Origin of the sequence: Duganella lactea (assembly GCF_009857505.1) — a bacterium.
GTDB classification, from domain to species: domain Bacteria; phylum Pseudomonadota; class Gammaproteobacteria; order Burkholderiales; family Burkholderiaceae_D; genus Rugamonas; species Rugamonas lactea.
This window is the reverse complement of sequence record NZ_WWCP01000006.1, coordinates 158,243-182,473: the sequence shown is the minus strand read 5'-3', so window position 1 is coordinate 182,473 and position 24,231 is coordinate 158,243. Positions and strand designations below refer to the sequence as shown.

Genomic DNA, 24,231 nt, shown 5'->3' with positions numbered 1-24,231 from the left:
CGCGTCGGGCGCCACCACCGCCGGCACGGCCGGCGGCGGCATGGGCGGCGCCGGTGCGGGCGGGGCGGGTGGTGCGGCGATGGTCGATGCCGGCACCTTCAACGCCTCCAACGCCATGTCCAGTGTCGGCCAGTCGGCGGCCGGCATCATGATCGCCGCGCAGAACAGCGGCATCGCGGCGCTGATCCAGCAAAGCGTCAACGTGCAGTCCAACCTGGCGGTGGGACGCTAAGCGGCACGGCGGAGCGTTCGCGCTCCGCTTTCAACGAGGAGACAGGCATGCATACATCAATTTCTTACGCCGCCGCGCTGCTGCTTGCGTGCGGCGGCGCCAGCGCCGCCACGGCTTTCGACGGCCCGCCGGTCAGCGACGCCACGCTGGCGCGGCTGCACGCCGGCGCCGACACGGTCAGCAACCAGATGCGGCTGGACGGCGCGGTCAGGGACAACAATACCTCCAATGTGGTCAGCGGCGCCAACACCATCAGCAGCGGGGCGTTCAGCAACGCCTCCGGCCTGCCGGTGGCGATACAGAATTCCGGCGCCAATGTGCTGATCCAGAACGCCACCATCATCAACATCCAGATCCAATGAAGATCCTCGCGCTGATGATGCTGGCCGTAGGCGCGCAAGCGGCCGACCTGCCGTCGCTGAACGGCGGCGGCAGCTACGCGGTGCGTGTCACCAGCCTGAAGGAGGCGCGCTTCCTGGCCACCGTGCGGCAGCAATTCGATTTCAGTTGCGGCTCGGCGGCGGTGGCGACGCTGCTCAGTTATCACTATGACCGGCCGGTGTCGGAACAACAGGTGTTCAACGCCATGTACGCCCAGGGTGACCAGCCCAGGATACGGCGCGAAGGCTTCTCGCTGCTGGACATGAAACGCTATCTGGCGCAGCAGGGCTTCCAGGCCGATGGCTTCCAGCAGCCGCTGGACAAGCTGGCGCAGGCGGCGTTTCCCGCCATCGTGCGCATCGTGGAAAACGGCTATCTGCACTTTGTCGTCATCAAGGGCATCGACGCGGAGCGGGTGCTGATCGGCGATCCGGCCGGCGGCACGCGCGCCATGCGCCGCGCCGGGTTCGAGGCGGCGTGGCCGGACCGGCTGCTGTTCGTCATCCACGACTGGCAGGGCAAGCCGCGTTTCAATCAAGCGGCGGACTGGAACAACGCGCCGCGCGCGCCGCTAGGCGAGGCGGTCAACCGTTCCAGCCTGACCGACATCACCTTACCCAAGAACGGCAGCGGCAACTTCTGAAAGGAGGCGCGGCCATGCGCAAGATGTTATGGAGCGTGCTGCTGGCCTGGGCGACGGCGGCACAGGCCGATCCCACCGACGGCTGGACCGCCGTCGACGACCGGCAACTGCAGCAGGCGCGGGCCGGCTTCGCGCTGGGCGGCGGCATGCTGGTCTCATTAGGTGTCGAACGTTTGGTTTCGATCAATGGCACTGTTGTAGCCAACACCCATTTTTCCATCCCCGATATGACACAGTTGAGCGCTGCGCAAGCACAGATGGCGAGCGACGCCATGGCTGCCGTGCTGGTGCAGAACAGTCTCAACGATCAGGCCATCCGCAGCCAGACCACGATCAACATCACGGTCGCCAATCTGGCGCTGCTGAAGGCGATTAACTTTGAACGCAGCCTGCGCGACGCACTCAGTGGCGCGGTCGGCAAATAAGGGGGATGGCATGCACGACAAAACGTACTGGCTGGCGGCGGCGCTGCTGGCCGCGGGGACGGCGCTGGCCGCGCCGGAGCAACCGGTAGGCGCGGCGCCACCGCAGGACGGCAGGCCGCCGGCGGTGGCGCCGCTGTTTGAACAGCCGGGCGTGCTGACGCCGCGCGGCAAGTTTGTGCTGGAACCGTCGCTGCAGTTCGGCTATTCGTCCAGCAACCGCGTGGTGCTGGTCGGCTATACGATCATTCCGGCGCTGCTGATCGGGTTGGTGGATGTGCGCGAGGTCAAGCGCAATACCACCACCGCCGCCATCACCGGCCGTTACGGCCTGACCAACCGCGTTGAAGTAGAATTGAAGGTGCCGTATGTGTACCGCTCCGACGCCACCGTCAGTCGCGAGATTTTCACCGGCACCGGCGTGGACCGCGTGTTCGACACCAGCGGGCGGCACATCGGCGACGCCGAGCTGGCCGTGCGCTATCAGCTCAACGACGGCGCCGCCGACCGGCCGTACTATGTGGCCGGATTGCGCTTCAAGTCCCGCACCGGCAACGATCCGTTCGAGGTCATCACCGATTGCAACCAGCGTTGCGTCGGTCCGAACGCCACCGGCACCGGGCTGCCGCTGAACCTGCCGACCGGCTCCGGCTTCTATGCGCTGCAGCCCAGTCTGACGTGGCTGTATTCCAGCGATCCGGCCATCCTGTTCGGCACCGTCAGCTACCTGCACAATTTTTCGCGCGGCGGCGTCAGCCGCCGCGTGCAGGGTGGTGAGCTGGAGCCGCTGGGCGACATCAAGCCGGGCGGTGTGATCGGGTTTAACTTCGGCGTCGGCTTGGCATTGAACGAGCGGGCTTTGATCAGCTTCGGCTACGACCACAACTCCATCGCCCGCACCCGGCAGAATGGCGTGCCGGTGGCAGGCTCGGTGCGCACGCAGTTGGGGACGCTGTTGATGGGCTTCTCCTATCGCGTCAACCACAAGCGCACCGTCAATATCGCGGTCGGCGCCGGCCTCACGCGCGACACGCCGGACGTGCAGCTGTCGTTGCGTTTGCCGATGGCGTGGTGAGGCGCGACGCGGCGTCGGCAACGCATGTTTCTTGTATTTGCGGTATTGTAGTGCTCCTGATAATTTCTCAACACAAAGGGGAGCCATGTCCACACGTATCCTGAAACCGTTGGCGGTCGCCGCCGTCCTGTTGGTCACCGCCGCCGCGCAGGCCGGCGCGCCGATGGCCCGTTTCCAGGCGCCGGGGTTTTATCGCACCACGCTGGGCGATTTTGAGGTTACCGTGCTGAACGACGGCACGCTGGACCTGCCGGTCGACAAGTTGCTCAAGCAGCCGCCGGCCAAGACCAATGCCGCGCTGGCCAAGTCGTTCCAGAAAAGCCCGTTGCAAACCTCGGTCAACGGCTTCCTGATCAACACCGGCAGCAAGCTGGTGCTGATCGATACCGGCGCGGCCAGCCTGTTCGGCCCGACGCTGGGCCAGTTGGTGGGCAATCTGAAGGCGTCCGGCTACAGGCCGGAGCAGGTGGACGAAATCTATATCAGCCATTTGCATGGCGATCACGTGGGCGGGCTGGCGTCCAACGAACAGCGCGTGTTCCCCAACGCCATCGTCCGCGCCGGCAAGCTGGATGCGGACTACTATCTGAGCCAGACCAATCTGGACAAGGCGTCGCCGGAGGCCAAGGATAATTTCCAGGGGCCGATGGTGTCGATCAATCCTTACGTCAAGGCCGGCAAGTTCCAGCCGATCGTGGCCAATACCGAGCTGGTGCCGGGCATCAAGTCCTACTTCAACGGCGGTCACACGCCGGGCCACATCACCTATGTAGTTGAGAGCAAGGGACAGAAACTGGTATTGCTGGGGGATTTGCTGCACGTGCAGGCGGTGCAGTTTGACGATCCGGGCGTGGGCATCTCGTTTGATAGCGACAGCACGGTCGCGATCAAGGAACGCAAGGAAGCGTTCGCCGCGGCGGCCAAGGAAGGCTACCTGATCGGCGCGCCGCACCTGTCGTTCCCGGCGCTGGGCCATGTGCGGTCCAACGGCAAGGGCGGTTACGTGTTCGTGCCGGTGACGTACACGCAACCGCGTTAATGCCGCGGGGCGGATGTTATGCCAGGGCAGGGTAGTCGGTATAGCCTTCCTCGCCCGGGCCGTAGAAGGTTTCCGCCTTCCACGGATTCAGCGGCGCATCGGCTTGCAGGCGCGCCACCAGGTCCGGATTGGCGATGTAGTCTTTGCCGAAGGCCACGGCGTCGGCCTTGCCGCTGTCGAGCAGGCTTTGCGCCACCACCTTGTCCAGCTTCTCATTGGCGATGAACACGCCGCCGAATGCCTGCTTGATCAACGGCGCCAGGCTGTCCTCGCCTACCGCTTCGCGCGCGGCGATAAAGGCGATCTTGCGCTTGCCCAGCTCGCGCGCCACGTAACCGAAGGTTTCGGCCGGGTTGGCGTCGCCCATGTCGTGCGAATCGCGGCGCGGCGCCAGATGCATGCCAACACGGCCCGCACCCCACACCTCGATCGCGGCATCGGTCACTTCCAGCAGCAGACGCGCGCGGTTCTCGACCGGGCCGCCGTACTGGTCGGTGCGCTGGTTGGTTTTGCTTTGCAGGAACTGGTCCAGCAGATAGCCGTTGGCGCCGTGGATCTGCACGCCGTCGAAGCCGGCCTTCTTGGCGTTCTCGGCGGCTTTCTTGTAGGCGGCCACCACGCCTGCCAGCTCGGCGGTGTCCAGCGCGCGCGGCACCGGATACGGACGTTGCGGACGCAGCAGGCTGACGTGGCCGTCGGCGGCGATGGCGCTGGCCGAGACCGGCGCCTCGCCGTTCAGAAAGCTCGGGTCGGAGATGCGGCCCACATGCCACAGTTGCGCGAAAATCACGCCGCCCTTGGCGTGCACGGCGGCGGTGACCTGCTGCCAGCCCGCGACCTGCTCATCGGACCACAGGCCCGGCGTGTCGGCATAGCCGACGCCCTGCGGCGTGACGGCGGTCGCTTCGCTCAGGATCAGGCCGGCGGTGGCGCGTTGCTCGTAGTACCTGGCCATCAGCGCGTTCGGCACGCGGCCACCGCCGACGGCGCGGGCGCGGGTCAGCGGCGCCATGACGACGCGGTTTTTCAGGGTGATATCGCCGAGGGTGATCGGATCGAACAGAGTAGGCATGGTAAGGCTCCCTATAGTTGCATTTGGTCGATGAAGGCCTGAATGACCGCTTCATCGCGTTTGAAATAATTCCACTGGCCGACCTTTTGCGACGTGACCAGCCCGGCCTTGACCAGCACGGCCAGGTGGGCCGACATGGTCGATTGCGACAGGCCGGCGCGGCGGTCGATCATGCCCGCGCACACTCCCAGGCTCAGCGGATGCTGCTGCTCCGCGAAGTACACGTTCGGCTCCTTCAGCCACGCCAGAATCTGGCGCCGCATCGGGTTGGCGAGGGCTTTGTGGATAGTGTCGATGTCCATGGTCGGTATATGTATCGTATTTTTCCGATTTCAATATCGTAATTCTACGATATAAATAAAAAACGTGCTGGCGGGCGGAAAATCCTTTATGTTATGGAACATTGTTGAAATTCTATCTCTGCCATATGTCGAGTGCTTATCTGGATGTGCTGATCGGGCTGTCTTACACTTTTCTGGCGGTCAGCCTGCTGTGCGCCGCCACGCGCGAAGCGATCGCCTCGCTGTTTCAGACGCGGGCCAAGGTGTTGCTGGATGGCGTGCTGACCATGTTGCACGAGCCGACCGGCAAGTCGCGGCTGCGCGGCATGCTGCCGTCGTTGCAGCGGCTGTTGCGCCTGGACGGTGGCTTCAAGCTGGCGCATCTGGGCTCGGCCGCGCTGACGGCCGAGGTGATGCGGCATCCGCTGATCAGCGGCATGGCGCAGCGCGGCCGCATGCCGTCGTATATTCCCTCGGCGATTTTCGCGCGGGCCTTCGTTTCCACGCTGACCACGCGCTACGGCAAGGGGCAGACGGCGGCCATGTTGTTGAACCAGGTCGGCAATGAAGGCTTGACGCGCACGCTGCTGGCCATCATGGGCGAGGGGCCGGACGACGCGGCGGCGCTGGAGAACGCGGTGCGCATCTGGTACGACACGGTGATGGAACGCATCAGCGGCTGGTACAAGCGGCGCTCGCAATTCGTGCTGTTTTTGGTCGGTCTGTTTTACGCGGCGGCGATGAATATCGACGCGCTGCAACTGGCCTCGCGCCTGTGGAAGGACGCCGGGCTGCGCGACGGCATAGTGGACAAGGCGCAACTGGTGCAGGTGTCGGGGCTGCCGGTGGATACGGTCGCCACCGCGCTGATCCAGACCAAGGTGGCGAAAGTGCAAGCGCAGGAACTGCAAAAGCTGCCGATCGGCTGGCCGTCATCGCGCTTTAACGGCGTCGATGGCGTGTGGGCTTTTGTGGTGGCGCTGACGTTCGCGCTGATCGGCTGGGTGGCGACCGCCTTCGCGGCGTCGCTCGGTTCGCCATTCTGGTTCGACGGCGTCGGCTGGCTGCTGGCGCTGCGCGGCACGGGCGCCAAGCCGGTGGCCGAAACGACGGTGGCACCCACCGTCACCATCTCGCTGCCGACCTTGCGCAAATAGTCTTACTGGCGGCGCTGCGCGCACCGCGACGACTGAATCGCCCGCTCGGTGATGTTGTTGATGCGCTTGATCGCTTCCGGCGTGCAGCCGGCGTCGTTGGCGACGTGCGGCTGCGGCTTCCCGCCCAGTTGCTGGTAGGCGGTGACGGCCAGCGCCGCCGCGCAGCCCATCAGCAGCCAGTTGAGCTTGCGAGGCATGCTCACGCCGCGAAGTGCAGGGCCAGACCGATCACGGCCGGCAGCGTCTGGATCAGCAGGATCGAGCGCTTCACGGTCGCGGCGCCCCAGACGCCGGCCACCGCCACGCAGGCCAGGCCGAATACGGTGAAGGCCGACGCCGTGGCCGGGTCCGGATGCACAAAGCCGACCACCAGCGCGGCGACCAGAAAGCCGTTGTAACAACCCTGGTTGGACATCGCCGCCTGCATGATTTCCGCCTTCTCCTTGCTCAGACCGAAGACGCGGCGGCCGCGTGAATTGAACAGCACGGTTTCCAGCAGAACGATGTAGACGTGAATCAGCGCCACCAGGGCGGCGGCGATCTGGGCTGCTAAATGCATGAGGGCTCCTGATAATAGTTATGTTAATTGAACATTATGACCTGAGCGGGGTGGCTGCGGCTAGCATTAAAACGATGGGTTGACGCGGGTGAGGTAGTACCACTCGCTGTGGGCACCGGCGGCGGCATCGGGAAACAGGATGCGGCCGGCGAACTCGGCCAGCACCGGCGTGCCATCCACGCGGCGGCCGATTTCCTCGCCTTGCCTGACCGGATCGAAGCTGGCCCAGGCGCGACTGAACTGGTCGTCGGCGTGTTGCTTGTCGTAGACGGCGACCATGCTCAGCGCCTCCATCTGTTCGGGGCTGACCGGCTCCGGCGTGGGCGCATCGATCATTCCGAGGACGGCCAGCGTGTTCAGGATGGCGCGGTACGCCACCTCGGGCGCCTGCGGATCGTCGTGCTGACCGCACTCCAGCGTCAGCGCGTAGCCGCCCACTGAGCGCATGTATTCGGTGGTGCCCATGCCGTAACGCAGCACCGTCTGCAATGCGGCACTGCCATGCAGGCGCCGCTGCACGCCGGCGCCATAGGTGCGCAGCCAGCCATCGACAAACCGCCGTACGCCAAGCCGCCGCGCCAGCGCGCGCTCCTGCGCCTCATGCTGGAACGGCTCAAGCGGCCCGTCATTATTGCGTGGCCCGACCATCACGAACGGCTCGCCGGTGCCGCTGAACGAATGCAGATCCAACAGCACATCATGCTGCGCCAACAGCGGGCACAGCCAGTTTGCCACACGATCCTCAAAATCCTGCGGTTCTGCGGTCGGGAAAAGATGGCGGTTTAAATTCCGCTCGCCGTTGCGCTCTCCCTTGACGTAGGCCAGTGGATTGGCTATGGGGATCAACGTCAGAATGCCACGGCGAATCAGCAGGGCGCCGCTATCCAGCGCACGCGCGATTTGTTGAATGGCTTGAGCGCCACAGCGTTCGTTGCCATGGATGGCGCCGGTGATGATCAATGCGGGCCCGGCATGCTCACCGCTCAGCTGGATGAGTTTGAGATGGTGGTGACGTGATGCGTTCATGAATGCTACGACCTCAGACATATATGCGCGACAAGGCCGTAGCTTACAGGCTTATTGTTGGCCAGGCTCGTTGACAACTTGCGGATCATGGCTGAACGCCAAACCGTCCTCATCCTTGAATTGCAGGGTAATGTTCAAGGTCATTTTGACAGTGTTGGCGTCGCTGAAGGTCAGTTGCTTGCCGCTGACGCTGATGCTGGCCGGGCTAAACTGACGGGGGGCTTCGGGGACGACGGTGACACCGGCAAACACGACGTTTTTATCGCCGCTGTCGTAGATCTGATAGTTCAGCACCGTGTCCGGCTCGGTGACGCAAGGCACCGCAGGCGCGGTTTGCACCTCGTAGGTACCCGGCGTTGTACCCGGCTTGACCTTCACGAGAATGTTGATGAATTGGGTGGCGGCATTCAGTTTGCTCATCAGTTTACTTCCTTTGGTGGTTGGAAAGATACAAGGTATAGGCTGGATCGCGATAAGACATTGCTTCCAGTTTCTTTCGTTCCTGTGTTGCCAACTCGGCTTGATTAAGGCAGAGATGGGCTTTCACCCATGGCACCAGGACATGAAAATCAGCAGTGTTCTTGACCAATGGCTGCAGCATGGTCTGAACCGTCTTGCATGCGCGCACCGAGGCGTCTGTATCCAGGTGCTGATTCAGCTCCGCGTGCAGCAACTGCGCATTGACCAGGGCATTGCGGATGCCTTGATCGGAGGGCGTTGTCGCGTACAGCGTCTCCAGTTTGGCTATCGCGGGTGTAAGACGGTTTTTGGCCTTGCTGAAGTCATTTTGTTGGAGATGAGTGATGGCGATGCGTTGCTGTACATTCGCGAGCATCACCTGCAAGATCCATTTCTTGGGCTCCAGCTTGCTCAGATCGGTAAAGCGCTGTTCCAGTTCATACAGGCGTTTGAGCACAGACTCCGGTTGTTGCTCGCCGGCGCCGGCTTCGATCAGGCGAAGCTGTATCAAGTGGAAATTTCTTTGCGAATTACGATTGCTGGGATCGATATTGACGGTCGCTTTCAGCAACGCCAGCGCCTGTTCGAGATCGTCCTGGCTGGTTTTGCTGTCGCCACGTGCCAATCGCAGTTGGGATCGCATCGACAGCGCCAGGCCCATCCGGTTAGCCCACAAGATGTCTTCCGGATAGGCGTCGCGCAGATCCTGTAGCAAGGCCAATTCCTGGCCGTGCAGTGCCTCGGCCGCGACCAGCTCGCCAAGCGCCATCTGGGCGCTGGCCTGCCACGACAGACTATCGGCCAGATCGCCCGCGAGTACCTTATCCTTTGGGGTGGCGGCGTGGGCGCGGGTCTTCAGCGCCACCGAAAGCGCAAATTCCTGCGCCGCTCGCGCTGCATCGCCGCGCCGCAGTGCCAGGCTGCCGAGGTTGTTGTGCGCATACGACTGTTCTATCCAGCTGCTGACATCGTCCGGCGCCATCGCCGCCTGACGGTCCGCATAGTCGCGGTACTCTTCGAAATATGCCTGTGACTTATCCCATTCTTTCTGGTCCAGATGTATTTGGCCAAGCCAGAAAGCATTCTCGCCGGACGTTTTGAGCAGCGTCAGATCGGTCGGCCTAGCTTTGAGTTGCATACGCAGAATGTCTCGTCCCGCCAGCAAGGCGGTTTTCGCGCCCACCGGGTCGGCGCGCGCGATCTTCACTTCGGACAGCACCTGCAACGATTTGGCGCGCTGCGCCAGCGCACTATCGCTGGTGCCGCCACGCGCTGGGTCGGAGAGATATTGTAGTGCGCGATTGCTCACGCTATCCAGCAAGTCCAGCTTGCCGAGCGGACGTAACTTGTCGACAAATTCCCCCAGCATATAGGCCATCAAGCCCTCTGCCTCGGTGCGATGCGCTTCCGCCTGGGTTTGCGCCGAACGGGCGGTCAGGCCAAGGGCGCCGGCCAGCACGGCCAGGCAGGTGACGACAATCATGACGCCCATGCGCATGCGCTCGGCACGGCGCTCACTGAGCAGTGAGTTCTGGATGAAGTCCTGATCCTGCGGCGAGATGCTCAGTATGCCGTGTTGCAGGATCTCGCGCGCCTGGTTGGTCTGGGTGCCGGATGGCAGCAGCATGTCTCGCTTGCGGCCGCTTTCCTGCCAGCGCTTGGCCTGTGCGCTGATGCGGCTGCGGATCTGCAGCGCCTGGCGGTGTTCTTCGATCCATTCAACCACGCGCGGCCAGCGGCGCAACAGGGCTTCATGGGCGATGCCGAAGGTCGGCGCGCCACCTTGCAGGTCGCTGACGAACAGGCGGGCGTCCACCAGCGCTTGCACCAGCTTGTTCTCGGCGTCGTTGCGCAGTGCGGACCACGGCACGCGGCGCGAGCTGACGGTGGTTTCGTCTTCCGCCACCAGCACCAGCTGCGACAGCACATGCGGCAGGGCGGCGATCTGTGCCGCGCCCAGCGCGCAAATCACTTGCTCGGCACGGGCGCCGATGGCGCCTTCCAGGCCGCCCATGGCGTGGAAGGCTCCATGCGTCAGTTCGCCATCGGGCGTGCGCTGGCGGTAAAGCTCCTGCAGGCAGTATTGCAACAGCGGCAGGCTGTCCGGGCCGGAACGGGCGGCCTGGCACAGCACTTCGTCCAGGCCTTCGCCCTGGCCGTCGACGGTGTAGCGCAGTTGCGCCACCTGTGCCGGGTGGCGCACGATCTGCGCGATGTCGGCGCTGGCGGGCGGCGTCAGGTCGAAGTGGCCGCCGCTCAGTTTCAGATTCATCAGCGCCGGGTAGGATGCCAGCTGCGGGTAGAAGTCGTTGCGGCAGCCCAGCACCAGCTGCATGCTGCCGGAGCGCGCCAGCTGGTCCAGCACACCGATGAACAGCGCGCGCTCGGCATCGCTGACATGCGGCAGCCGGAACACGGCCTCGAAGCGGTCGATGAACAGCAGCAGGCGGATGGTCGGCAAGCGCAGCTGGATTTGCTCGATCAGCGCCGGCAGATCCTGCGCCAGGCGTTGTGCCAGCGCCGCGGCGCTGGTGTTCTCAAACAGCAGTTTGCCGTCGATTTCGGCGTCCAGCAGCGCGCTGGCCAGCGTTTCCAGCAGCCCGGACTGGCCCATGTCGGCGCAGTCGAGCTGCACGTGGGCGCGGATGGCGATGCCGGAGTCGGCCGGTGCGGCGCCGGCTTTGAGCGCCGGGATCAGGCCGGCCTGCACCAGCGAGGTCTTGCCGGCGCCCGACGGTCCCAGCACCAGCACCATCGCACAGGCGGCCTGGGCTTGCGCGACCACCACCTGCACCAACTGGTCGACGCTCAGCTTGCGGCCGAAGAAGATGGCCGCGTGTTGTTCTTCAAACGCTTCCAGGCCGCGGAACGGCGAGGCGTGCAGCCAGCTGCCCTGGCTGACCTCGTCGTCGTAGCTGAGCTCGGCCAGCAGGCGGTAGCCGCGCTTGCGGATGGTTTCGATGTAGCGTGGTTCGGTGGCCGAATCATCGAGCGCGCGGCGCAGCTGGGTAATGATCTTGTGGATGGCGTTGTCGCTGGGAGACACCTCGCCCCAGCAGGCGTCGAGCAGGGTTTCGGCGGACACGACCACGTGCGGATGCGCGCACAAGTACAACAAAACGTCCATGGCGCGCGGCTCTAGTTGCCGGTTTAATACCCCGCAACTGAGCGTATTCGTGGCCGGATCGACCCGCCACTCACCAAAACGAAAACTCTTGTGCTTCATTCCTGCCCTAAATTATTTCTTATAAATCAATAGCTTATATTTCGGAAGGTTTCCGGAAGGCCATCTCCGCCCGTTCTGGTTAAAGTCGTTTCATAGAAATACTAACATTATCTATAGGGAAATAGTTAATGATTTATAGGACCATCGTTTTACCAAGTCTCACGGAGAATCCATGACTGTTTTAACCGGCGTGAAAGCCCCATTCGAACTGACGCAATATGCGATCGCGATCAAGCAGCAGGGGATTGATTTCGCCATGCGCCACTACACCCATCAGGCCGGCAAGAGTCTGTCGCTGGCCGAGGCGCGCGCGCTGACCGACGCCGGCATCCAGATCGGCGCGGTGTGGGAGGCGCCCGACGCGCATCTGAGCTATTTCAGCCGCGCGCAGGGTTGCGCCGACGGCGCCGCCGCCTACCTGATGGCGCAGTCGGTGATCGCCCAGCCGTCCGGCTCGGCGATTTACTTCGCGGTGCCGGACCTGGCCGTCGACGGCGAGGCGGCGCTGCGCTATTTCGAGGGCGTCAACCAGGCCTTCAGCGCCGCCGGTCCTGCCGAGCGCAAGTACCAGGTCGGCGTATACGGCTGCAACGCCTGCTGCGACGCGATGCTGGCGCGCGGTCTGGCCACCGTCGCCTGGCTGGCGGACGAAAGCGGCGTGGAGTACAACCTGAAGCAATTGGCGGCGGCGACGTTGCCGGTCGATGACGGCCAGCGCATCAGCGTCGGCCTGCTGTGCAACAGCGCGGATCGTCCGGCCGGCCTGTTCCGGGTGCTGTGACGATGAATATCTGCTTCACTGAAACCCCGTCGCTGAAAACGGTCAAGCCTTCCAAGACCGTTTTTCTGAACAACACCGGGCAAGATGTGACGCTGAAATTCGTCACCGCGCCGGATCTGGTGCTGCGGGCCTACACCATCAGCAGCGGCGTCAGCGCGGCCATCGACCACATTCGACTGGGCGTCGCCGACTATTATTCCTGCCATAGCCAGAACGTGGCCATTCCGGGCGAGTGCACGGCGGTACTGAGCTATTCCAACAGCGTGCTGACGATGGCCGTATCGTCCTGATACGGTTAAGATAGCGCCGATGAATACTGCTCCCATCGGCCGCAACTCCGGCCTCGACACGCTGCGCGCGCTGGCCATCCTGCTGGTGTTCGCCAACCACTACATGATTTTCGTCAGCCACGGGCCGACCTTCGGCTGGTTCAGCGAGATCGGCTGGGCCGGCGTCGACCTGTTCTTCGCGCTCAGCGGCTATTTGATCGGCAACCAGATCCTGTCGGCGCTGCGCAAGCAGCAGGCCGGCGACGCGCGGTTTTCGCTGGCGCGGTTTTATGCCCGCCGTCTGCTGCGGACGCTGCCGAATTTTTACTTCGTGCTGGCGCTGTATGCCTTGTGGCCGGCCATGCGCGGCGTCAGCGAGCTGCCGCCGCTGTGGAAATTCCTGACGTTCACCCAGAATATCGATCTCCGGCCGGGCACGGCGTTTTCGCACGCCTGGTCGCTGTGCGTGGAGGAGCAGTTCTATTTCCTGCTGCCGGCGCTGGCGCTGGGGATCGCCATGCTGCGCAAGTCGCTGGTCTGGGCCTGGCTGGCGTTGGCGGGCGCGCTGCTGGCGGGGATGGCCCTGCGTAGCCATCTGTGGAGCGGCCTCAGCGAGAGCGAACTGGGCGGCGGCACGTACTACACGACGATTTATTATGCCTCGTGGTGCCGTTTCGATGAACTGGTCTGCGGCGTGGGGCTGGCGCTGCTGAAGAATTATCACGCCGCCGCCTGGTCGCGCATCACCGCCCATGGCAACTGGACCCTGGCCGCCGGCGTGGCGCTGACGGCGCTGACCTGGCATTACCTGCTGGAAGACCATTACGGCTACACGATGACGGTGTACGGCTATCCGCTGCTGGGCCTGAGTTTCTGCCTGTTGCTGCTGGCGGCGCTGAGTCCGGGATCGTTGCTGCAGCGTTGGCGTGTGCCGGGCGCGGCCAGCATCGCGCTGTGGTCGTATGCCATCTACCTGACGCACAAGCAGCTGTGCGTGCTGCTGAGCGCGCCGCTGCGGGAGCAGGGGTGGGGCCCCGAGAGCTGGCAGGCGCTGCTGATTCTGGGCGCGGCCAGCTTGCTGGCCGGGTGGCTGCTGTATCGGCTGGTGGAGACGCCGTTCATGCGACTGCGTGACCGCTATGTGCCAAGCAACTTTGTTAGCGCATCTCAATCACGTCAAACGGCGACTGCGTAGAACCGAGGAAGGCCATGACGGTGCGCGCGCGGTCGCCCATGTCGTGGCCGCTGGTGGAGGCGACCACGCCGCGCAGGCCGGGAATCACCTCGGTGATGTGCGGACTTTCGTACGCCTGCACCAGCAGCTCCGCCAGTTCGCTGGCGCGGCCGCGGTTGACGCGCATGCGTTCCTCCAGCACCGCCAGCAGTGCGCGCTGCATGCGCGGCGTGGGATTGGTGATGTAGCCGAACACCAGCGGCGTATTGGCAATGGCCTCGCACAGGCGGCTTTCGATCTGCTCCGGCTTGACGTCGGAGGCAATATCGAAATAGGCGCCGTTCCAGCGCGTGCGCTCGTAGGGATGGCCGGGCGGGAAGGCGTCGGCGGTCTCGAAGCCCAGCAGGTGGCTCAGGCGGCGCAGCCATTGCAGCAGGATCGGCATCATCGGCGGGCAACCGCTTGCGGGGCGAGGCCCGGATATAAGCCCTGTTTCATGTCTCTGTCCATCGTATCTCTCCATTGATCCGGCGATTATCTCAAAAAAATGGCCGGGCATGAGCCCGGCCAAACAGGGAGAGATGAAATCGGCAGCCCCAGGAGCAGGTGGCCTGCGCCTGGTGGCTGTGGTAACGCTTACGCCTGGGCTTCTTCGCCCAGTTTGCCGGCGCGGAAATCTTCCACGGCGGTCTGGAGCTCGGCTTGCGTGTTCATCACGAACGGGCCGTACTGCGCGATCGGCTCGTTCAGCGGCTGGCCGGCGATCAGGATGAAGCGGCTGGCCGCGTCGGCCGTGATGACCACGCCGTCGGCGCCCTTGGTGTTGGCCAGGATCGCCATGCGGCCGGTCGCCACCGCCTTGCCGTCGACGCTCACCGTGCCTCGGTAGGTGAAGAGGAAGGCGTTATGGCCTTCCGGCAGCAGCTGGCTGAACGAGGCGCCGGCCGGCAGGTCGACGTCGATGTACAGCGGCTCGGTCACTGCGCGCTGCACCGCGCCGTCGATGCCGTGCGAACGGCCGGCGATCACCTTGACCTTGGCGCCGGCCGCCGTGCTGAAGGCCGGCACGTCGGCGCCGTTGAAGTCGCGATACCACGGCGCGCGCATCTTGTCGCGGGCGGGCAGGTTCAGCCACAGCTGGAAGCCTTCCATCACGCCGTCTTCCTGCTCCGGCATTTCCGAGTGGATCACGCCGCGGCCGGCGGTCATCCATTGCACGCCGCCGTTGGTCAGCAGGCCCTCGTTGCCGGCGCTGTCCTTGTGGCGCATGCGGCCCTCGATCATATACGTCACGGTTTCAAAGCCGCGGTGCGGGTGGCTCGGGAAGCCGGCGATGTAATCGTTGGCCTGGTCGCTGCCGAAGTTATCCAGCATCAGGAAGGGATCGAGGCGGCGCTGCAGCGTCTGGGTCAACACGCGATTGATCTTGACGCCGGCGCCGTCCATCACGGCCTGGCCGGTGATGATGCGTTCCACGCTGCGCGGGGTGCTTACTTTGTCGCTTGCTTGATCGGTCATGTCATTCTCCATTCGTTAGTGGATTGCGCCGCCGCTGGTGCTTACACCAGAACCGCGTTGATTTCTGCTGCCGCCTCGGCTTGCGCCTTGGCCACGGCTTCCGGGCCCATGCCCATGCCTTCGGCGAATACATACTGCACATCGGTCAGGCCGACGAAGTTCAGGAACATCTTGATGTGTGCCAGTTGCGTATCGGTCGGACCGTCGCGATGGATGCCGCCGCGCGACAGGGCAACGTAGACTTTCTTGCCGGTCAGCAGACCGATCGGGCCGGTCGGGCCGTACTTGAAGGTCACGCCGGCGCGGGCAATCGCGTCGAACCAGGTTTTTAGCTGGGCGGTCACGCCGAAGTTGTAGGTTGGCGCGCCGATCACGATCACATCCGCCGCCTGCACCTGGGCGATCAGGGCGTCGTCCAGCGCCACGCGGGCGGCTTGTTCCGGCGTCCGCTGATCAGCCGGGGTGAACAGGGCTTGCAGGGCCAGCTCGTCCAGTACCGGGTGCGGGTTCGCCGCCAGGTCGCGGCGGGTGATGGCGGCGCCTGGGGCGGTGGCGCTGATCTTGGCGACCAGCGCATCGGCCAGACGGGTGGATTCGGAACCGGTGCTACGTGCGCTGGAGTTGATTTGCAGGATGTTCATGGTGTTGCTCCTAAATGTTGGTGAGTGCTGCGTCGATGGAGTCACTTTAACCGTTTCAAAAACCATCCGGAAGAGGCTAAAATGGATAACATTAATCCAAAAATGGAACAATTGTATGGATATCGACCCTGGTGATCTGTTGTTGTTCGCCCGTATCGTGGAATGCGGCAGCTTCAGCCTGGCGGCGGAGCGGGTGCGATTGCCGAAATCGACCGTATCACGGCGGATCACGCTGCTTGAAGCGAAGCTGGGCGAGCGCCTGCTCCAGCGCACCACGCGCAAACTGGTGCTGACCGAATTCGGCGCCAGCCTGCTGGACCATGCGCAGAAGGTGGCCGACGAGACCGAGGCCGCTGGCGCGCTGGTGCAGCACCGGCAGGTCGCGCCCGCCGGGCTGCTGCGGGTGTCGATGCCGGCCGATTTCGTCAACGGCGCGGTCAGTGCGGCCATGGCAAGCTTCATGGACCGCTATCCGGCCATTTCGCTGGAGCTGGATTTGTCGCCGCGGCGGGTGGATCTGGTGGCGGAGGGCTTCGACCTGGCTATCCGCATGGGCAACTTGCCGGATGACGCCACGCTGGCGGCGCGGCGCATCACGCTGACCTCGCTGGGACTGTACGCCTCGCCGCTGTACACCAACCTGCGCGGCCTGCCGGAGCATCCGGACGATCTGTTCCGTCACGATTTACTGAGTCTGCCGCCCCGCGTGAACGGCTTGATACGCTGGAAGCTGCTGCGTGGTAAAACCGAATGGCAGCGGGAGTTGCCGGTCAGGCTGCTGGCGAACTCGCCGGAAATGCTGGTGCGCATGGCCAAGACCGGCGCCGGCATCGCCGCCTCGACCGAGGTGTTTGCGCGGGAAGCGCTGCAGACGGGGGAGCTGGTCCGGGTATTGCCGGAATGGGCGTTTCCCACCGTGGTTGCGTGGGCGGTGTTCCCCGGCCGCCGGCTGATGCCGGCCAAGACCAGGGCGTTTCTCGATATGCTGGAGCAGAGTTTCGCGCAGTCCGCATAGCCGCCGATCCGCAGGGGGCTTATTTCAAGTCGGCCATCGTTTCGCCGAGTTTGACCGGTGCTGCCGGCTGCCAGCCGGAATTGAACTTCAGCACATCCTTCTGGAACAGCATGACCACGGTCGAGCCGAGCAGGAAGCGGCCCAGTTCATCGCCTTTTTTCAGCACGATGTTCTGGTCGCCGTACTGCCATTCGGTGACTTGCGCCAGGCGCGGCGGGTTGACCACGCCGTGCCACACGGTGGCCATGCTGCCGACGATGGTGGCGCCGACCAGCGTCATGACGAACGGGCCGTGGGCGGTGTCGAACACGCAGACCACGCGCTCGTTGCGGGCGAACAGGCCGGGAATGCCGCGCGCGGTGGTCGGGTTGACCGAGAACAGTTCGCCCGGCACGTAGATCATGCGGGTCAGCTTGCCGTCGACCGGCATGTGGATGCGGTGATAGTCGCGCGGGCTCAGGTACAGATTGGCGAAGCTGCCGTGCTGGAATTGCGCCGCCAGTTGGGCGTCGCCGCCGACCAGCGCGGTGGTGCTGAAGCGATGGCCCTTGGCCTGGAAGATCTGGTCGTCCTCGATGTCGCCGAACTGGCTGATGCGGCCGTCGACCGGGCAGATGTAGGCGGCGTCGGCCAGCGGGCGGGCGTCCGGGCGCAGCGCGCGGGTAAAGAAGTCGTTGAATGTTTTGTAATGGGCGATATGCGGGTCCAGCGCCTCGTCCATATTGACGTTATAGCGGCCGACAAACCAGCGGATCAGCCCGGTGGTGTAATTGCCGCCCCTGGCGCCGGCGATGCGGCCCGCGAGATTGGTCAGCGCTCCCTTGGGAAGCAGGTATTGCGGCAAAACGGCAAGGCGATCGGACACGATGGCAATCCATACAAATTAATGATCGCGCATTATAACGTTGCCTTGCGCACCACGGCGCGGAGGTTGATCACATTCTCATGGGTGGGGCTGATCACGGACTTATTCCTCAACCTGTTTTAAAAATCGCCGATTGTGCGGCGGCCAGCCGCGCTAGCTTGATTGCAGGCAAAATTTCATTGCCAAATATTGAATATTTTCTATTGAACCAAGGCATAATTCCGGCATTCTGAAAACTTGCCCGAGCTTGCCTGATGCCTATCCGTTTGACGCGAATCGCCGCCGCTGTGTTTTCTGTTGGGGTTGCATCCGCCGCCATGGCGGACGTGGAGCAGCCGAAACAACAGGAAATAGTGAAGGTGGAAATCAAAAGCTCCGCCGCCAAATATGATCCGCGCCGTGATGATACCGCCAGCAAAACGGTGGTCAGCGCCGAGGAAATCCAGAAATATGGCGACACCTCGATTAATGATGTGCTCAAGCGCCTGCCCGGCATTACCGTCGGTGGCGCGGCCGGACGTGGCGGCGGCGAGATTCGCATGCGCGGCCTGGGCGCCGGCTACACGCAGATCCTGATCAACGGCGAACGCGCGCCGGCCGGGTTCGCCATCGACTCGCTGTCGCCGGATGTGATCGAGCGCATCGAGGTGCTGCGCGCCGCCAGCGCCGAGTTCAGCACGCAGTCGATCGCCGGCACGATTAATATCGTGCTCAAGAAGGCGATCAAATCCGCCCAGCGCGAAGCCAAATTCAGCCAGGCCAAGAGCAGCGGCGCCAGTTCGTCCAGCGCCAGCCTGCAAATGTCGGACAAACATGGCGCCAGCTCGTATTCGCTCGGCGCCAACGCCTGGCGTTTCCGGTACGACCGCGCCACGCCGACCAGCGAAATCGGCGCCGACGCCGCCGGCATCCCGAATCTCGGCCGCGACATCACCTCGCAGGACGCCGGCCACGGCGACGGCATCAACCTGTCGCCGCGCATCAACTGGATGCTGGACAACGGCGATACGCTGACCTCGCAATCCTTCGTCAACTGGAACAGCTTCGCCAGCGACGGCCGCAGCCGCACCGATGTGAGATTCGGCGCGTGGCCGGAGTACGACCGTATCGACAGCAGCTACAGCAGCCACAGCAGCCACAGCGGCTTTGGTCGCACCGACCTGAACTGGGTGCACAAACTGGAGGCGGGCGCCAGGCTGGAGCTGAAAGCCGCCGTCAGCGCCAACCGCAACACGACCGATTCGCAGCAGTTGGGCGGCAACCGTGGCGCGCCCGCCACGCTGTACCGCACCGTGCACTCGGCGAGCAGCGAGCAGGGCTTCAGCAGCCAGGGCAAGTATTCGACACCGTTCACCTTCGGCACGCCGGCCAGCACCGAGGCGGCGGTGGAACATGCGCTGTCGCTCGGCTGGGACGCCGGCGTCACCGGACGGGATGACCGCCGCATCCAGCGCGATGCCGATCTGCCGGGCAGCGTGCCGATGAATAGCGACGAGGGTTTCAATGCCCGCGTCACACGGCTGGCGCTGTACGGCCAGGATGAGTGGAATATCACGCCCAACTGGTCGATCTACACCGGCGTGCGCTGGGAGGGGCTGGACACCCGCGCCGACGGCGGCAGCATCGACGCCGTGCAAAACCGTTCCAGCGTGCTGAGCCCGCTGATGCAAACGCTGCTCAAGCTGCCCAACAAAAAAGACCAGATCCGCCTGGCGCTGACCCGCACCTACAAGGCGCCCTCGGCGGCCGCGCTGATTCCGCGCAGATTCACCTCCACCAACAACAGCCCGACCGAACCCGACCGTCGCGGCAATCCCGATCTGAAGCCGGAACTGGCGCTGGGCCTGGACGCATCGTTTGAACATTACTGGGGCGAGGGCGGCTTGCTGAGCGCCAGCGCCTCGGTCCGCCGCATCGGCAACTACACCCGTCAGGGCTTGTTCTACGAAGCGGGCCGCTGGGTCGCGAACGCCATCAACGATGGCCTGGCAGTCACGCGCGGCATTGAACTGGAAGCCAAGCTGCCGGCCAGCGTGCTGATGGATAACGCGCCCAAGCTGGACCTGCGCGCCAGTGTCAGCCGCAACTGGTCGCGGGTCGACTCCGTGCCGGGCCCGGACAATCGCCTGGATCAGCAGGTGCCGCTCAGCGCCACGTTGGGCGTCGACTACAAGGCGCCCGGCGGCCAATTGAGCACCGGCGGCAATTTCAGTTTCCGCAATGGCGGCCTGGCGCGCATCAGCGGCACCCAGGGCGGCTACACCTCGGTGCGGCGCGACCTCGACGTCTACGCCTTGTGGCAACTTGATCCGCAAAACAAGCTGCGGCTGGCCGTCTCCAACCTGCTGGCGCAGGACTACACCAGCGAAAGCATCTATACCGACGCCAACGGCGCGCTTAACCGCACCACGGTGAACAACGGCGAGGCGCAATTTCGCCTTACCGTGGAAACCCGCTTCTAAAGCGTATTCGCGGCAAAGGCGATTCGATTGTTTATGTGGTGCGTTTATATATTCACCAGCAAACAGTTGTGGAAAATATTCGTTTTTATCGCTATATTGGTATTTGTTAGGATATATCTGGAATATACCTGCTGACTTATGGTAAATTGCGCCTATCAAATCTCACACATTGTCACTTGTGGTTTTTATAAAATCTGACCCATCGATAAGAAGGAAATAAGATGACGACTTACCAGGAATACAAAGCCAAGATCGCCGAACTGGAGAATCTGGCCGAAACCGCCCGCAAAGATGAAATCTCGAAGGCGAAAGATAAAATCGCGACCATCATGCGCGAATATGGCCTGACCATCGCCGACCTGGGCGGCCCGGCCAAGGTGAAGACGTCCAAGCCGCGCGCGCCGGTGCCAACCAAATACCGCGATGACGCGACCGGCCAAACCTGGACCGGCCGTGGCCGCGCTCCAAAATGGCTCGAAGGCAAGAACAAAGACGATTATCTGATTAAGTAATCGCTGCGCAAAAGCTGGTCGATCGGGTTTATCGCGGATAAACCCGCGCCAGCTTTTTTATTTAATCGGCGCCGTGCCGCCGCGTCGCTTTTTCATCCGGCAATGAGCCGGACTGAAGCGTTTCGTGAGATGATTGCGAAATGCCATCCATTCCACTTTTTCCACTCAAAACCATCCTCTTCCCTGACGGCCATTTGCCGTTGCAGGTGTTTGAAGTGCGCTATCTTGATTTGATTAAACGCTGCATCGCCAAAGGCGAGGAATTCGGCGTGGTCTCGCTGCTCGACGGCAGCGAAGTGCGCGTGCCGGATCAGCATGAAACACTGTCGGCCTGCGGCACCATGGCGCGCATTCTCGACTGGAGCGCGCCGCTGCCGGGATTGCTGCAAATTTCCTGCATCGGCACCACGCGCTTCCAGGTCAAGTCCGCCGAACAGCTGAAACACGGCCTCTGGATGGCCGAGGTGGACGAGGTGGCGGAAGACATGGTGGTCCCCATCCCGAGCGAACAGCAGGACGTGGCCAACGCGCTGGGCGCGCTGATCCGCTCGCTACAGAAGAAACAGATTTCCACCGCCAACATGTCGCTGGCGCCGCCGTACCGCTTGGATGAGGCCGGCTGGGTGGCCAACCGCTGGTGTGAACTGCTGCGGCTGGACCTGGAAGAGAAGCAGCGTCTGCTGCTACAGGAAAATCCGGTGCTACGGCTGGAGCTGGTGCAGGACGTGTTGAGCGAGAACGGCTTGCTCGATTAATTGGCGTGCGCCGCGCTGGGGTCGTCCAGCGCGTGGATGCGCACCGACCACATCACGCCGGCCGCCAGCAGCAGCATCGCCGCGATTTCCAGGCCGCGCGGGAATTGCTGCTTGTAGATGAAGCCGTACAGCAGCGCGAACAGCGTCTCGAACAGGATCAACTGACCGGACAAGGTCAGCGGCACCTTGCGACTGGCGATATTCCACAGATGGTTGCCGATGGCCGACGCGCCCAGCGCGATCACGCCATTGACGATCCAGAACAAGGCCCAGTCGCGTCCGCTTGCAACCGCCGCCGCGCCGGTCACGTCGCCGTGGAAGAAGGCCAGCGCCACCAGCGCGATCACCAGCGCGATCAGGCCGCTGGACACGCCATATAGCGCCGACCATTCGCCGCTGCTGAAATGCGGATTGCGCTTCAGGTAGCGCGCGTTGTCGACCGAGTACCAGGTCCAGCACGCCAGCGCGCCGGCCGCGCACAGCACGCCGAACAGTTTGTGGTTCAGCGGCATGCCGTTGCCGACATCGTGGGTAAAGACATCGATATTGATGCAGGCGATGCCGGCCGCGACCAGCAGCAGCGGCCACGCCAGCTGCTTGAGCGGCACCGCGCCGTGATCTTTCTGGCCCATCAGCGTGACCGAGATCGGCAGCACGCCGATGATCAGCGAGGTGGCCGCCACGCCGGCGAACTTCACGCCGAGCGCGAGCAGCATGTAATAGACGATGTTGCCGCTCAGCGCGTGCTTGACCATGGCGATCAGGTCGGTCCGGTCCAACCGGCGCAGCAGCGGCGGCAGGCGGGTCGACATCACGACGGCGGCGATCAGGCCATAGGCGATGTAGCGCCCGCACGCCATTTCCAGCGGCGTGAAGTGGCTGAGGAAGACCGGCGCCACAAACACCATGCCCCACAGCGCACCCGCCAGCAAACCACACAACACGCCTTGCCACATCGTCGCAAATCCTTAGTAGACAGTGCTCAGCCACCAGACGCCGGCGACGTTGGCGGCCACGCTGCACCAGTAGGCCAGCTGAAACGAGGGCTTGACCGTTTTATGCCGCAGCAGACGCTGGGCCAGCAGGCCGCCGGGCCAGCCGCAGCACAGCCCCATCAGCAGCAAGGTGCGTTCGGCGATGCGGCGGCGCCGCGCGACGGCCGCCGACTTGTCGATCGCGTAGGCGATAAAACAGGCGACGCTGGCGACGCCGTAGAATGACGCCAGCCACAGCAAGGTCAGCGCCGCGTCGGGCGCGATCAGAAGTAGCTCAGGCCGAGCGCGGCCTTGACTTCATCGGCGGTTTTTGCCGCCACTTCGCGCGCCTGCATGGTGCCTTCCTTCAGCATCTGCATGATGTAACCCTTGTCTTTTTCCAGCTCTTCGCGGCGCGCGCGGATCGGCGCCAGCAGTTCTTGCAGCACCACTTCCAGGCGTTTCTTGACGATCGAGTCGCCCAGGCCACCGCGCACGTAGTGCGCCTTCATTTCTTCCAGCTGGTCCTTTTCAGGATCGAAGGCGTCCAGGTAAATAAAGGCGACGTTGCCTTCCAGGTGGCCGGGATCTTCCACGCGCAGGTGCAGCGGGTCGGTGTAGACCTTCTTCACGGCGGCGCTGATTTCCTGCGCGGTGGCGCCCAGGTTGATGGTGTTGCCCAGCGATTTGCTCATCTTGGCCTTGCCGTCGATGCCCGGCAGGCGGCCGATGTCCGGCACCAGCGCCTTGCACTCGACCAGGATGTCTTGGTTGGCGATGCGGTTGAAGCGGCGCACGATTTCGTTGGTCTGCTCGATCATCGGAATCTGGTCTTCGCCCACCGGCACCAGCGTGGCCTTGAAGGCCGAGATGTCGGCGGCCTGCGAGGCGGGGTAGGTGAGGAAGCCGGCCGGAATGTCGCGCTCGAAGCCGCGCAGGGTGATCTCGGCCTTCACGGTCGGGTTGCGCTCCAGGCGGGCGACGGTGACCATGTTCAGGTAGTAGAAAGTCAGCTCGGCCAGCTCCGGAATCTGCGACTGGATCAGGATGGTGGACTTGGCCGGGTCGATGCCGACCGCCAGGTAGTCCAGCGCCACTTCGACGACGTTGCGGTGCACCTTGTTGGTGTCGTCCATGTTGTCGGTCAGCGCCTGCGAGTCGGCCAGCATGATGAACTGCTTGAACTGGTGCTGGTAGTCGACGCGGTTGCGCAGGCTGCCGACATAGTGGCCCAGGTGCAGCGGGCCGGTCGGACGGTCGCCGGTCAGGATGATTTGCGGACCTTTCGGTGCGGCGGCGAGTGCGGTGGCGACGGCGTCGGTGGTTGGTTCGGTCAGACTCATCAAGGTTCCTTAACGTTGCCCCGAGTCTGGCGCTTGAGATGCAAAAACGCCACCAGACTAGGGCGGCGTTGATAAAAATATCACATCACTATGGGTGTACAGTGGCCGCGCTCGCTAGGAGCGGCGCCAATACATGCGGGTGTGAAGCGGGGCATAAAAAATCATGGCCGTATGGTTGCAGGTCATGACCGGTCTGTCAAGTTCAGGAACCATTCTGCGCGCGCGCCTAAGCTGAAAAGGAGACCAAAATGGCGAACAACTTCAATACGGTGGCTTTCAAGTCACTTGCCTCGGCCCTGTTTCAATTGATCGATAGCCATTTGGTCACAAAAGACTAGTTGGACATTCGC

28 protein-coding genes and 1 pseudogene are annotated in these 24,231 nt (G+C 63.4%); 14 read left to right on the top strand and 15 right to left on the bottom strand.

Annotated features, from left to right (window positions below):
• The 6 genes and pseudogenes from GTP44_RS08300 to GTP44_RS08275 all read left to right on the top strand — a co-directional run.
• Window positions 1-232, top strand: a pseudogene (locus GTP44_RS08300) (hypothetical protein); the annotation flags it as partial.
• A gap of 47 nt (window positions 233-279) precedes the next feature.
• Complete coding sequence (locus tag GTP44_RS28005) at window positions 280-594, top strand: hypothetical protein (RefSeq protein WP_161019063.1); 315 nt, start codon at window positions 280-282, stop codon at window positions 592-594.
• Window positions 591-1,256 carry a C39 family peptidase gene (locus GTP44_RS08290; RefSeq protein ID WP_161019062.1) on the top strand — a complete coding sequence of 222 codons (666 nt, stop codon included), beginning with the start codon at window positions 591-593 and terminating at the stop codon, window positions 1,254-1,256. Before GTP44_RS28005 ends, GTP44_RS08290 begins: the two co-directional genes overlap by 4 nt.
• 14 nt (window positions 1,257-1,270) lie before the next feature.
• On the top strand, window positions 1,271-1,681 hold the full coding sequence (locus GTP44_RS08285; RefSeq protein WP_161019061.1) for a hypothetical protein: 411 nt from the start codon (window positions 1,271-1,273) through the stop codon (window positions 1,679-1,681).
• A gap of 10 nt (window positions 1,682-1,691) precedes the next feature.
• Window positions 1,692-2,753, top strand: a complete 1,062-nt coding sequence (locus tag GTP44_RS08280; RefSeq protein WP_308494325.1) for an acetate kinase — start codon at window positions 1,692-1,694, stop codon at window positions 2,751-2,753.
• An 85-nt stretch (window positions 2,754-2,838) separates the two neighbouring features.
• On the top strand, window positions 2,839-3,792 hold the full coding sequence (locus tag GTP44_RS08275) for an MBL fold metallo-hydrolase (RefSeq protein WP_161019060.1): 954 nt from the start codon (window positions 2,839-2,841) through the stop codon (window positions 3,790-3,792).
• A 16-nt stretch (window positions 3,793-3,808) separates the two neighbouring features.
• Here the strand turns inward: GTP44_RS08275 and GTP44_RS08270 are convergent, their stop codons facing one another.
• Window positions 3,809-4,864, bottom strand: coding sequence for an alkene reductase (locus GTP44_RS08270; protein WP_161019059.1), 1,056 nt, complete (start codon window positions 4,862-4,864; stop codon window positions 3,809-3,811).
• An 11-nt stretch (window positions 4,865-4,875) separates the two neighbouring features.
• Window positions 4,876-5,166, bottom strand: coding sequence for an ArsR/SmtB family transcription factor (locus tag GTP44_RS08265; protein ID WP_160989748.1), 291 nt, complete (start codon window positions 5,164-5,166; stop codon window positions 4,876-4,878).
• Between the two features lie 104 nt (window positions 5,167-5,270).
• On the opposite strand from GTP44_RS08265, the gene GTP44_RS08260 reads away from it, so the two are divergent.
• Complete coding sequence (locus tag GTP44_RS08260) at window positions 5,271-6,302, top strand: hypothetical protein (RefSeq protein ID WP_229256834.1); 1,032 nt, start codon at window positions 5,271-5,273, stop codon at window positions 6,300-6,302.
• 2 nt (window positions 6,303-6,304) lie between these two features.
• Here the strand turns inward: GTP44_RS08260 and trbK are convergent, their stop codons facing one another.
• The 5 genes from trbK to GTP44_RS08235 form a co-directional block, all read right to left on the bottom strand.
• Window positions 6,305-6,499: an entry exclusion lipoprotein TrbK gene (gene trbK, locus GTP44_RS08255; RefSeq protein ID WP_161019058.1), complete on the bottom strand. Its 195-nt coding sequence runs from the start codon at window positions 6,497-6,499 to the stop codon at window positions 6,305-6,307.
• 2 nt (window positions 6,500-6,501) lie between these two features.
• Complete coding sequence (locus tag GTP44_RS08250; RefSeq protein WP_160989750.1) at window positions 6,502-6,861, bottom strand: DUF1304 domain-containing protein; 360 nt, start codon at window positions 6,859-6,861, stop codon at window positions 6,502-6,504.
• Window positions 6,862-6,927: 66 nt separating this feature from the next.
• The gene (locus tag GTP44_RS08245; protein WP_161019057.1) at window positions 6,928-7,887 is read right to left on the bottom strand and encodes a M14 family metallopeptidase; all 960 of its coding nucleotides are present in this window, start codon (window positions 7,885-7,887) and stop codon (window positions 6,928-6,930) included.
• Window positions 7,888-7,938: 51 nt separating this feature from the next.
• Complete coding sequence (locus tag GTP44_RS08240) at window positions 7,939-8,307, bottom strand: DP-EP family protein (RefSeq protein ID WP_161019056.1); 369 nt, start codon at window positions 8,305-8,307, stop codon at window positions 7,939-7,941.
• 4 nt (window positions 8,308-8,311) lie between these two features.
• Window positions 8,312-11,572 (bottom strand): nSTAND1 domain-containing NTPase, encoded by a 3,261-nt coding sequence (locus tag GTP44_RS08235; protein WP_161019055.1) that lies wholly within the window; start codon window positions 11,570-11,572, stop codon window positions 8,312-8,314.
• A 172-nt stretch (window positions 11,573-11,744) separates the two neighbouring features.
• Between GTP44_RS08235 and GTP44_RS08230 the strand changes: the two genes are divergently transcribed.
• Genes GTP44_RS08230 through GTP44_RS08220 form a run of 3 tightly spaced genes read left to right on the top strand, consistent with a single transcriptional unit; the run spans window position 11,745 to window position 13,817 of the window.
• Window positions 11,745-12,353: a glycoside hydrolase domain-containing protein gene (locus tag GTP44_RS08230; RefSeq protein ID WP_161019054.1), complete on the top strand. Its 609-nt coding sequence runs from the start codon at window positions 11,745-11,747 to the stop codon at window positions 12,351-12,353.
• A 2-nt stretch (window positions 12,354-12,355) separates the two neighbouring features.
• On the top strand, window positions 12,356-12,643 hold the full coding sequence (locus tag GTP44_RS08225) for a hypothetical protein (RefSeq protein ID WP_160989776.1): 288 nt from the start codon (window positions 12,356-12,358) through the stop codon (window positions 12,641-12,643).
• 19 nt (window positions 12,644-12,662) lie between these two features.
• Entirely contained in the window at window positions 12,663-13,817 is a 1,155-nt protein-coding gene (locus tag GTP44_RS08220; RefSeq protein WP_160989777.1) for an acyltransferase family protein, read from the top strand.
• Here GTP44_RS08220 and GTP44_RS08215 read toward each other — a convergent pair.
• From GTP44_RS08215 to GTP44_RS08205, 3 genes are all read right to left on the bottom strand, one after another.
• On the bottom strand, window positions 13,780-14,244 hold the full coding sequence (locus GTP44_RS08215; protein WP_161019053.1) for a hypothetical protein: 465 nt from the start codon (window positions 14,242-14,244) through the stop codon (window positions 13,780-13,782). The genes GTP44_RS08220 and GTP44_RS08215 overlap by 38 nt on opposite strands.
• Window positions 14,245-14,432: 188 nt before the next feature.
• Complete coding sequence (locus GTP44_RS08210; RefSeq protein ID WP_161019052.1) at window positions 14,433-15,314, bottom strand: pirin family protein; 882 nt, start codon at window positions 15,312-15,314, stop codon at window positions 14,433-14,435.
• A gap of 41 nt (window positions 15,315-15,355) precedes the next feature.
• Window positions 15,356-15,955 carry an FMN-dependent NADH-azoreductase gene (locus tag GTP44_RS08205; RefSeq protein ID WP_161019051.1) on the bottom strand — a complete coding sequence of 200 codons (600 nt, stop codon included), beginning with the start codon at window positions 15,953-15,955 and terminating at the stop codon, window positions 15,356-15,358.
• Between the two features lie 115 nt (window positions 15,956-16,070).
• Between GTP44_RS08205 and GTP44_RS08200 the strand changes: the two genes are divergently transcribed.
• Entirely contained in the window at window positions 16,071-16,970 is a 900-nt protein-coding gene (locus GTP44_RS08200) for a LysR family transcriptional regulator (protein ID WP_160989781.1), read from the top strand.
• Between the two features lie 19 nt (window positions 16,971-16,989).
• Here GTP44_RS08200 and asd read toward each other — a convergent pair whose 3' ends face one another.
• The gene (gene asd, locus GTP44_RS08195) at window positions 16,990-17,835 is read right to left on the bottom strand and encodes an archaetidylserine decarboxylase (RefSeq protein ID WP_161019050.1); all 846 of its coding nucleotides are present in this window, start codon (window positions 17,833-17,835) and stop codon (window positions 16,990-16,992) included.
• A 109-nt stretch (window positions 17,836-17,944) separates the two neighbouring features.
• On the bottom strand, window positions 17,945-18,205 hold the full coding sequence (locus GTP44_RS27170) for a hypothetical protein (RefSeq protein ID WP_202424027.1): 261 nt from the start codon (window positions 18,203-18,205) through the stop codon (window positions 17,945-17,947).
• Here GTP44_RS27170 and GTP44_RS08190 point away from each other — a divergent pair.
• The 3 genes from GTP44_RS08190 (at window position 18,195) to GTP44_RS08180 (ending at window position 21,564) form a co-directional block, all read left to right on the top strand.
• Window positions 18,195-20,297, top strand: coding sequence for a TonB-dependent receptor plug domain-containing protein (locus tag GTP44_RS08190; protein ID WP_371867179.1), 2,103 nt, complete (start codon window positions 18,195-18,197; stop codon window positions 20,295-20,297). The genes GTP44_RS27170 and GTP44_RS08190 overlap by 11 nt on opposite strands.
• 221 nt (window positions 20,298-20,518) lie before the next feature.
• Complete coding sequence (locus GTP44_RS08185) at window positions 20,519-20,809, top strand: H-NS histone family protein (protein ID WP_161019048.1); 291 nt, start codon at window positions 20,519-20,521, stop codon at window positions 20,807-20,809.
• Between the two features lie 140 nt (window positions 20,810-20,949).
• Entirely contained in the window at window positions 20,950-21,564 is a 615-nt protein-coding gene (locus GTP44_RS08180) for an LON peptidase substrate-binding domain-containing protein (protein ID WP_161019047.1), read from the top strand.
• On the opposite strand, the gene GTP44_RS08175 is transcribed toward GTP44_RS08180, so the two are convergent.
• From GTP44_RS08175 to trpS, 3 genes are read right to left on the bottom strand one after another with little or no spacing between them, the layout of a single operon-like run.
• Window positions 21,561-22,520 carry a DMT family transporter gene (locus GTP44_RS08175; protein WP_161019046.1) on the bottom strand — a complete coding sequence of 320 codons (960 nt, stop codon included), beginning with the start codon at window positions 22,518-22,520 and terminating at the stop codon, window positions 21,561-21,563. The genes GTP44_RS08180 and GTP44_RS08175 overlap by 4 nt on opposite strands.
• Before the next feature lie 12 nt (window positions 22,521-22,532).
• Complete coding sequence (locus GTP44_RS08170) at window positions 22,533-22,799, bottom strand: DUF1294 domain-containing protein (protein WP_229256832.1); 267 nt, start codon at window positions 22,797-22,799, stop codon at window positions 22,533-22,535.
• A 23-nt stretch (window positions 22,800-22,822) separates the two neighbouring features.
• The gene (gene trpS / locus GTP44_RS08165) at window positions 22,823-23,881 is read right to left on the bottom strand and encodes a tryptophan--tRNA ligase (RefSeq protein WP_161019045.1); all 1,059 of its coding nucleotides are present in this window, start codon (window positions 23,879-23,881) and stop codon (window positions 22,823-22,825) included.
• Window positions 23,882-24,231 lie beyond the last annotated feature (350 nt).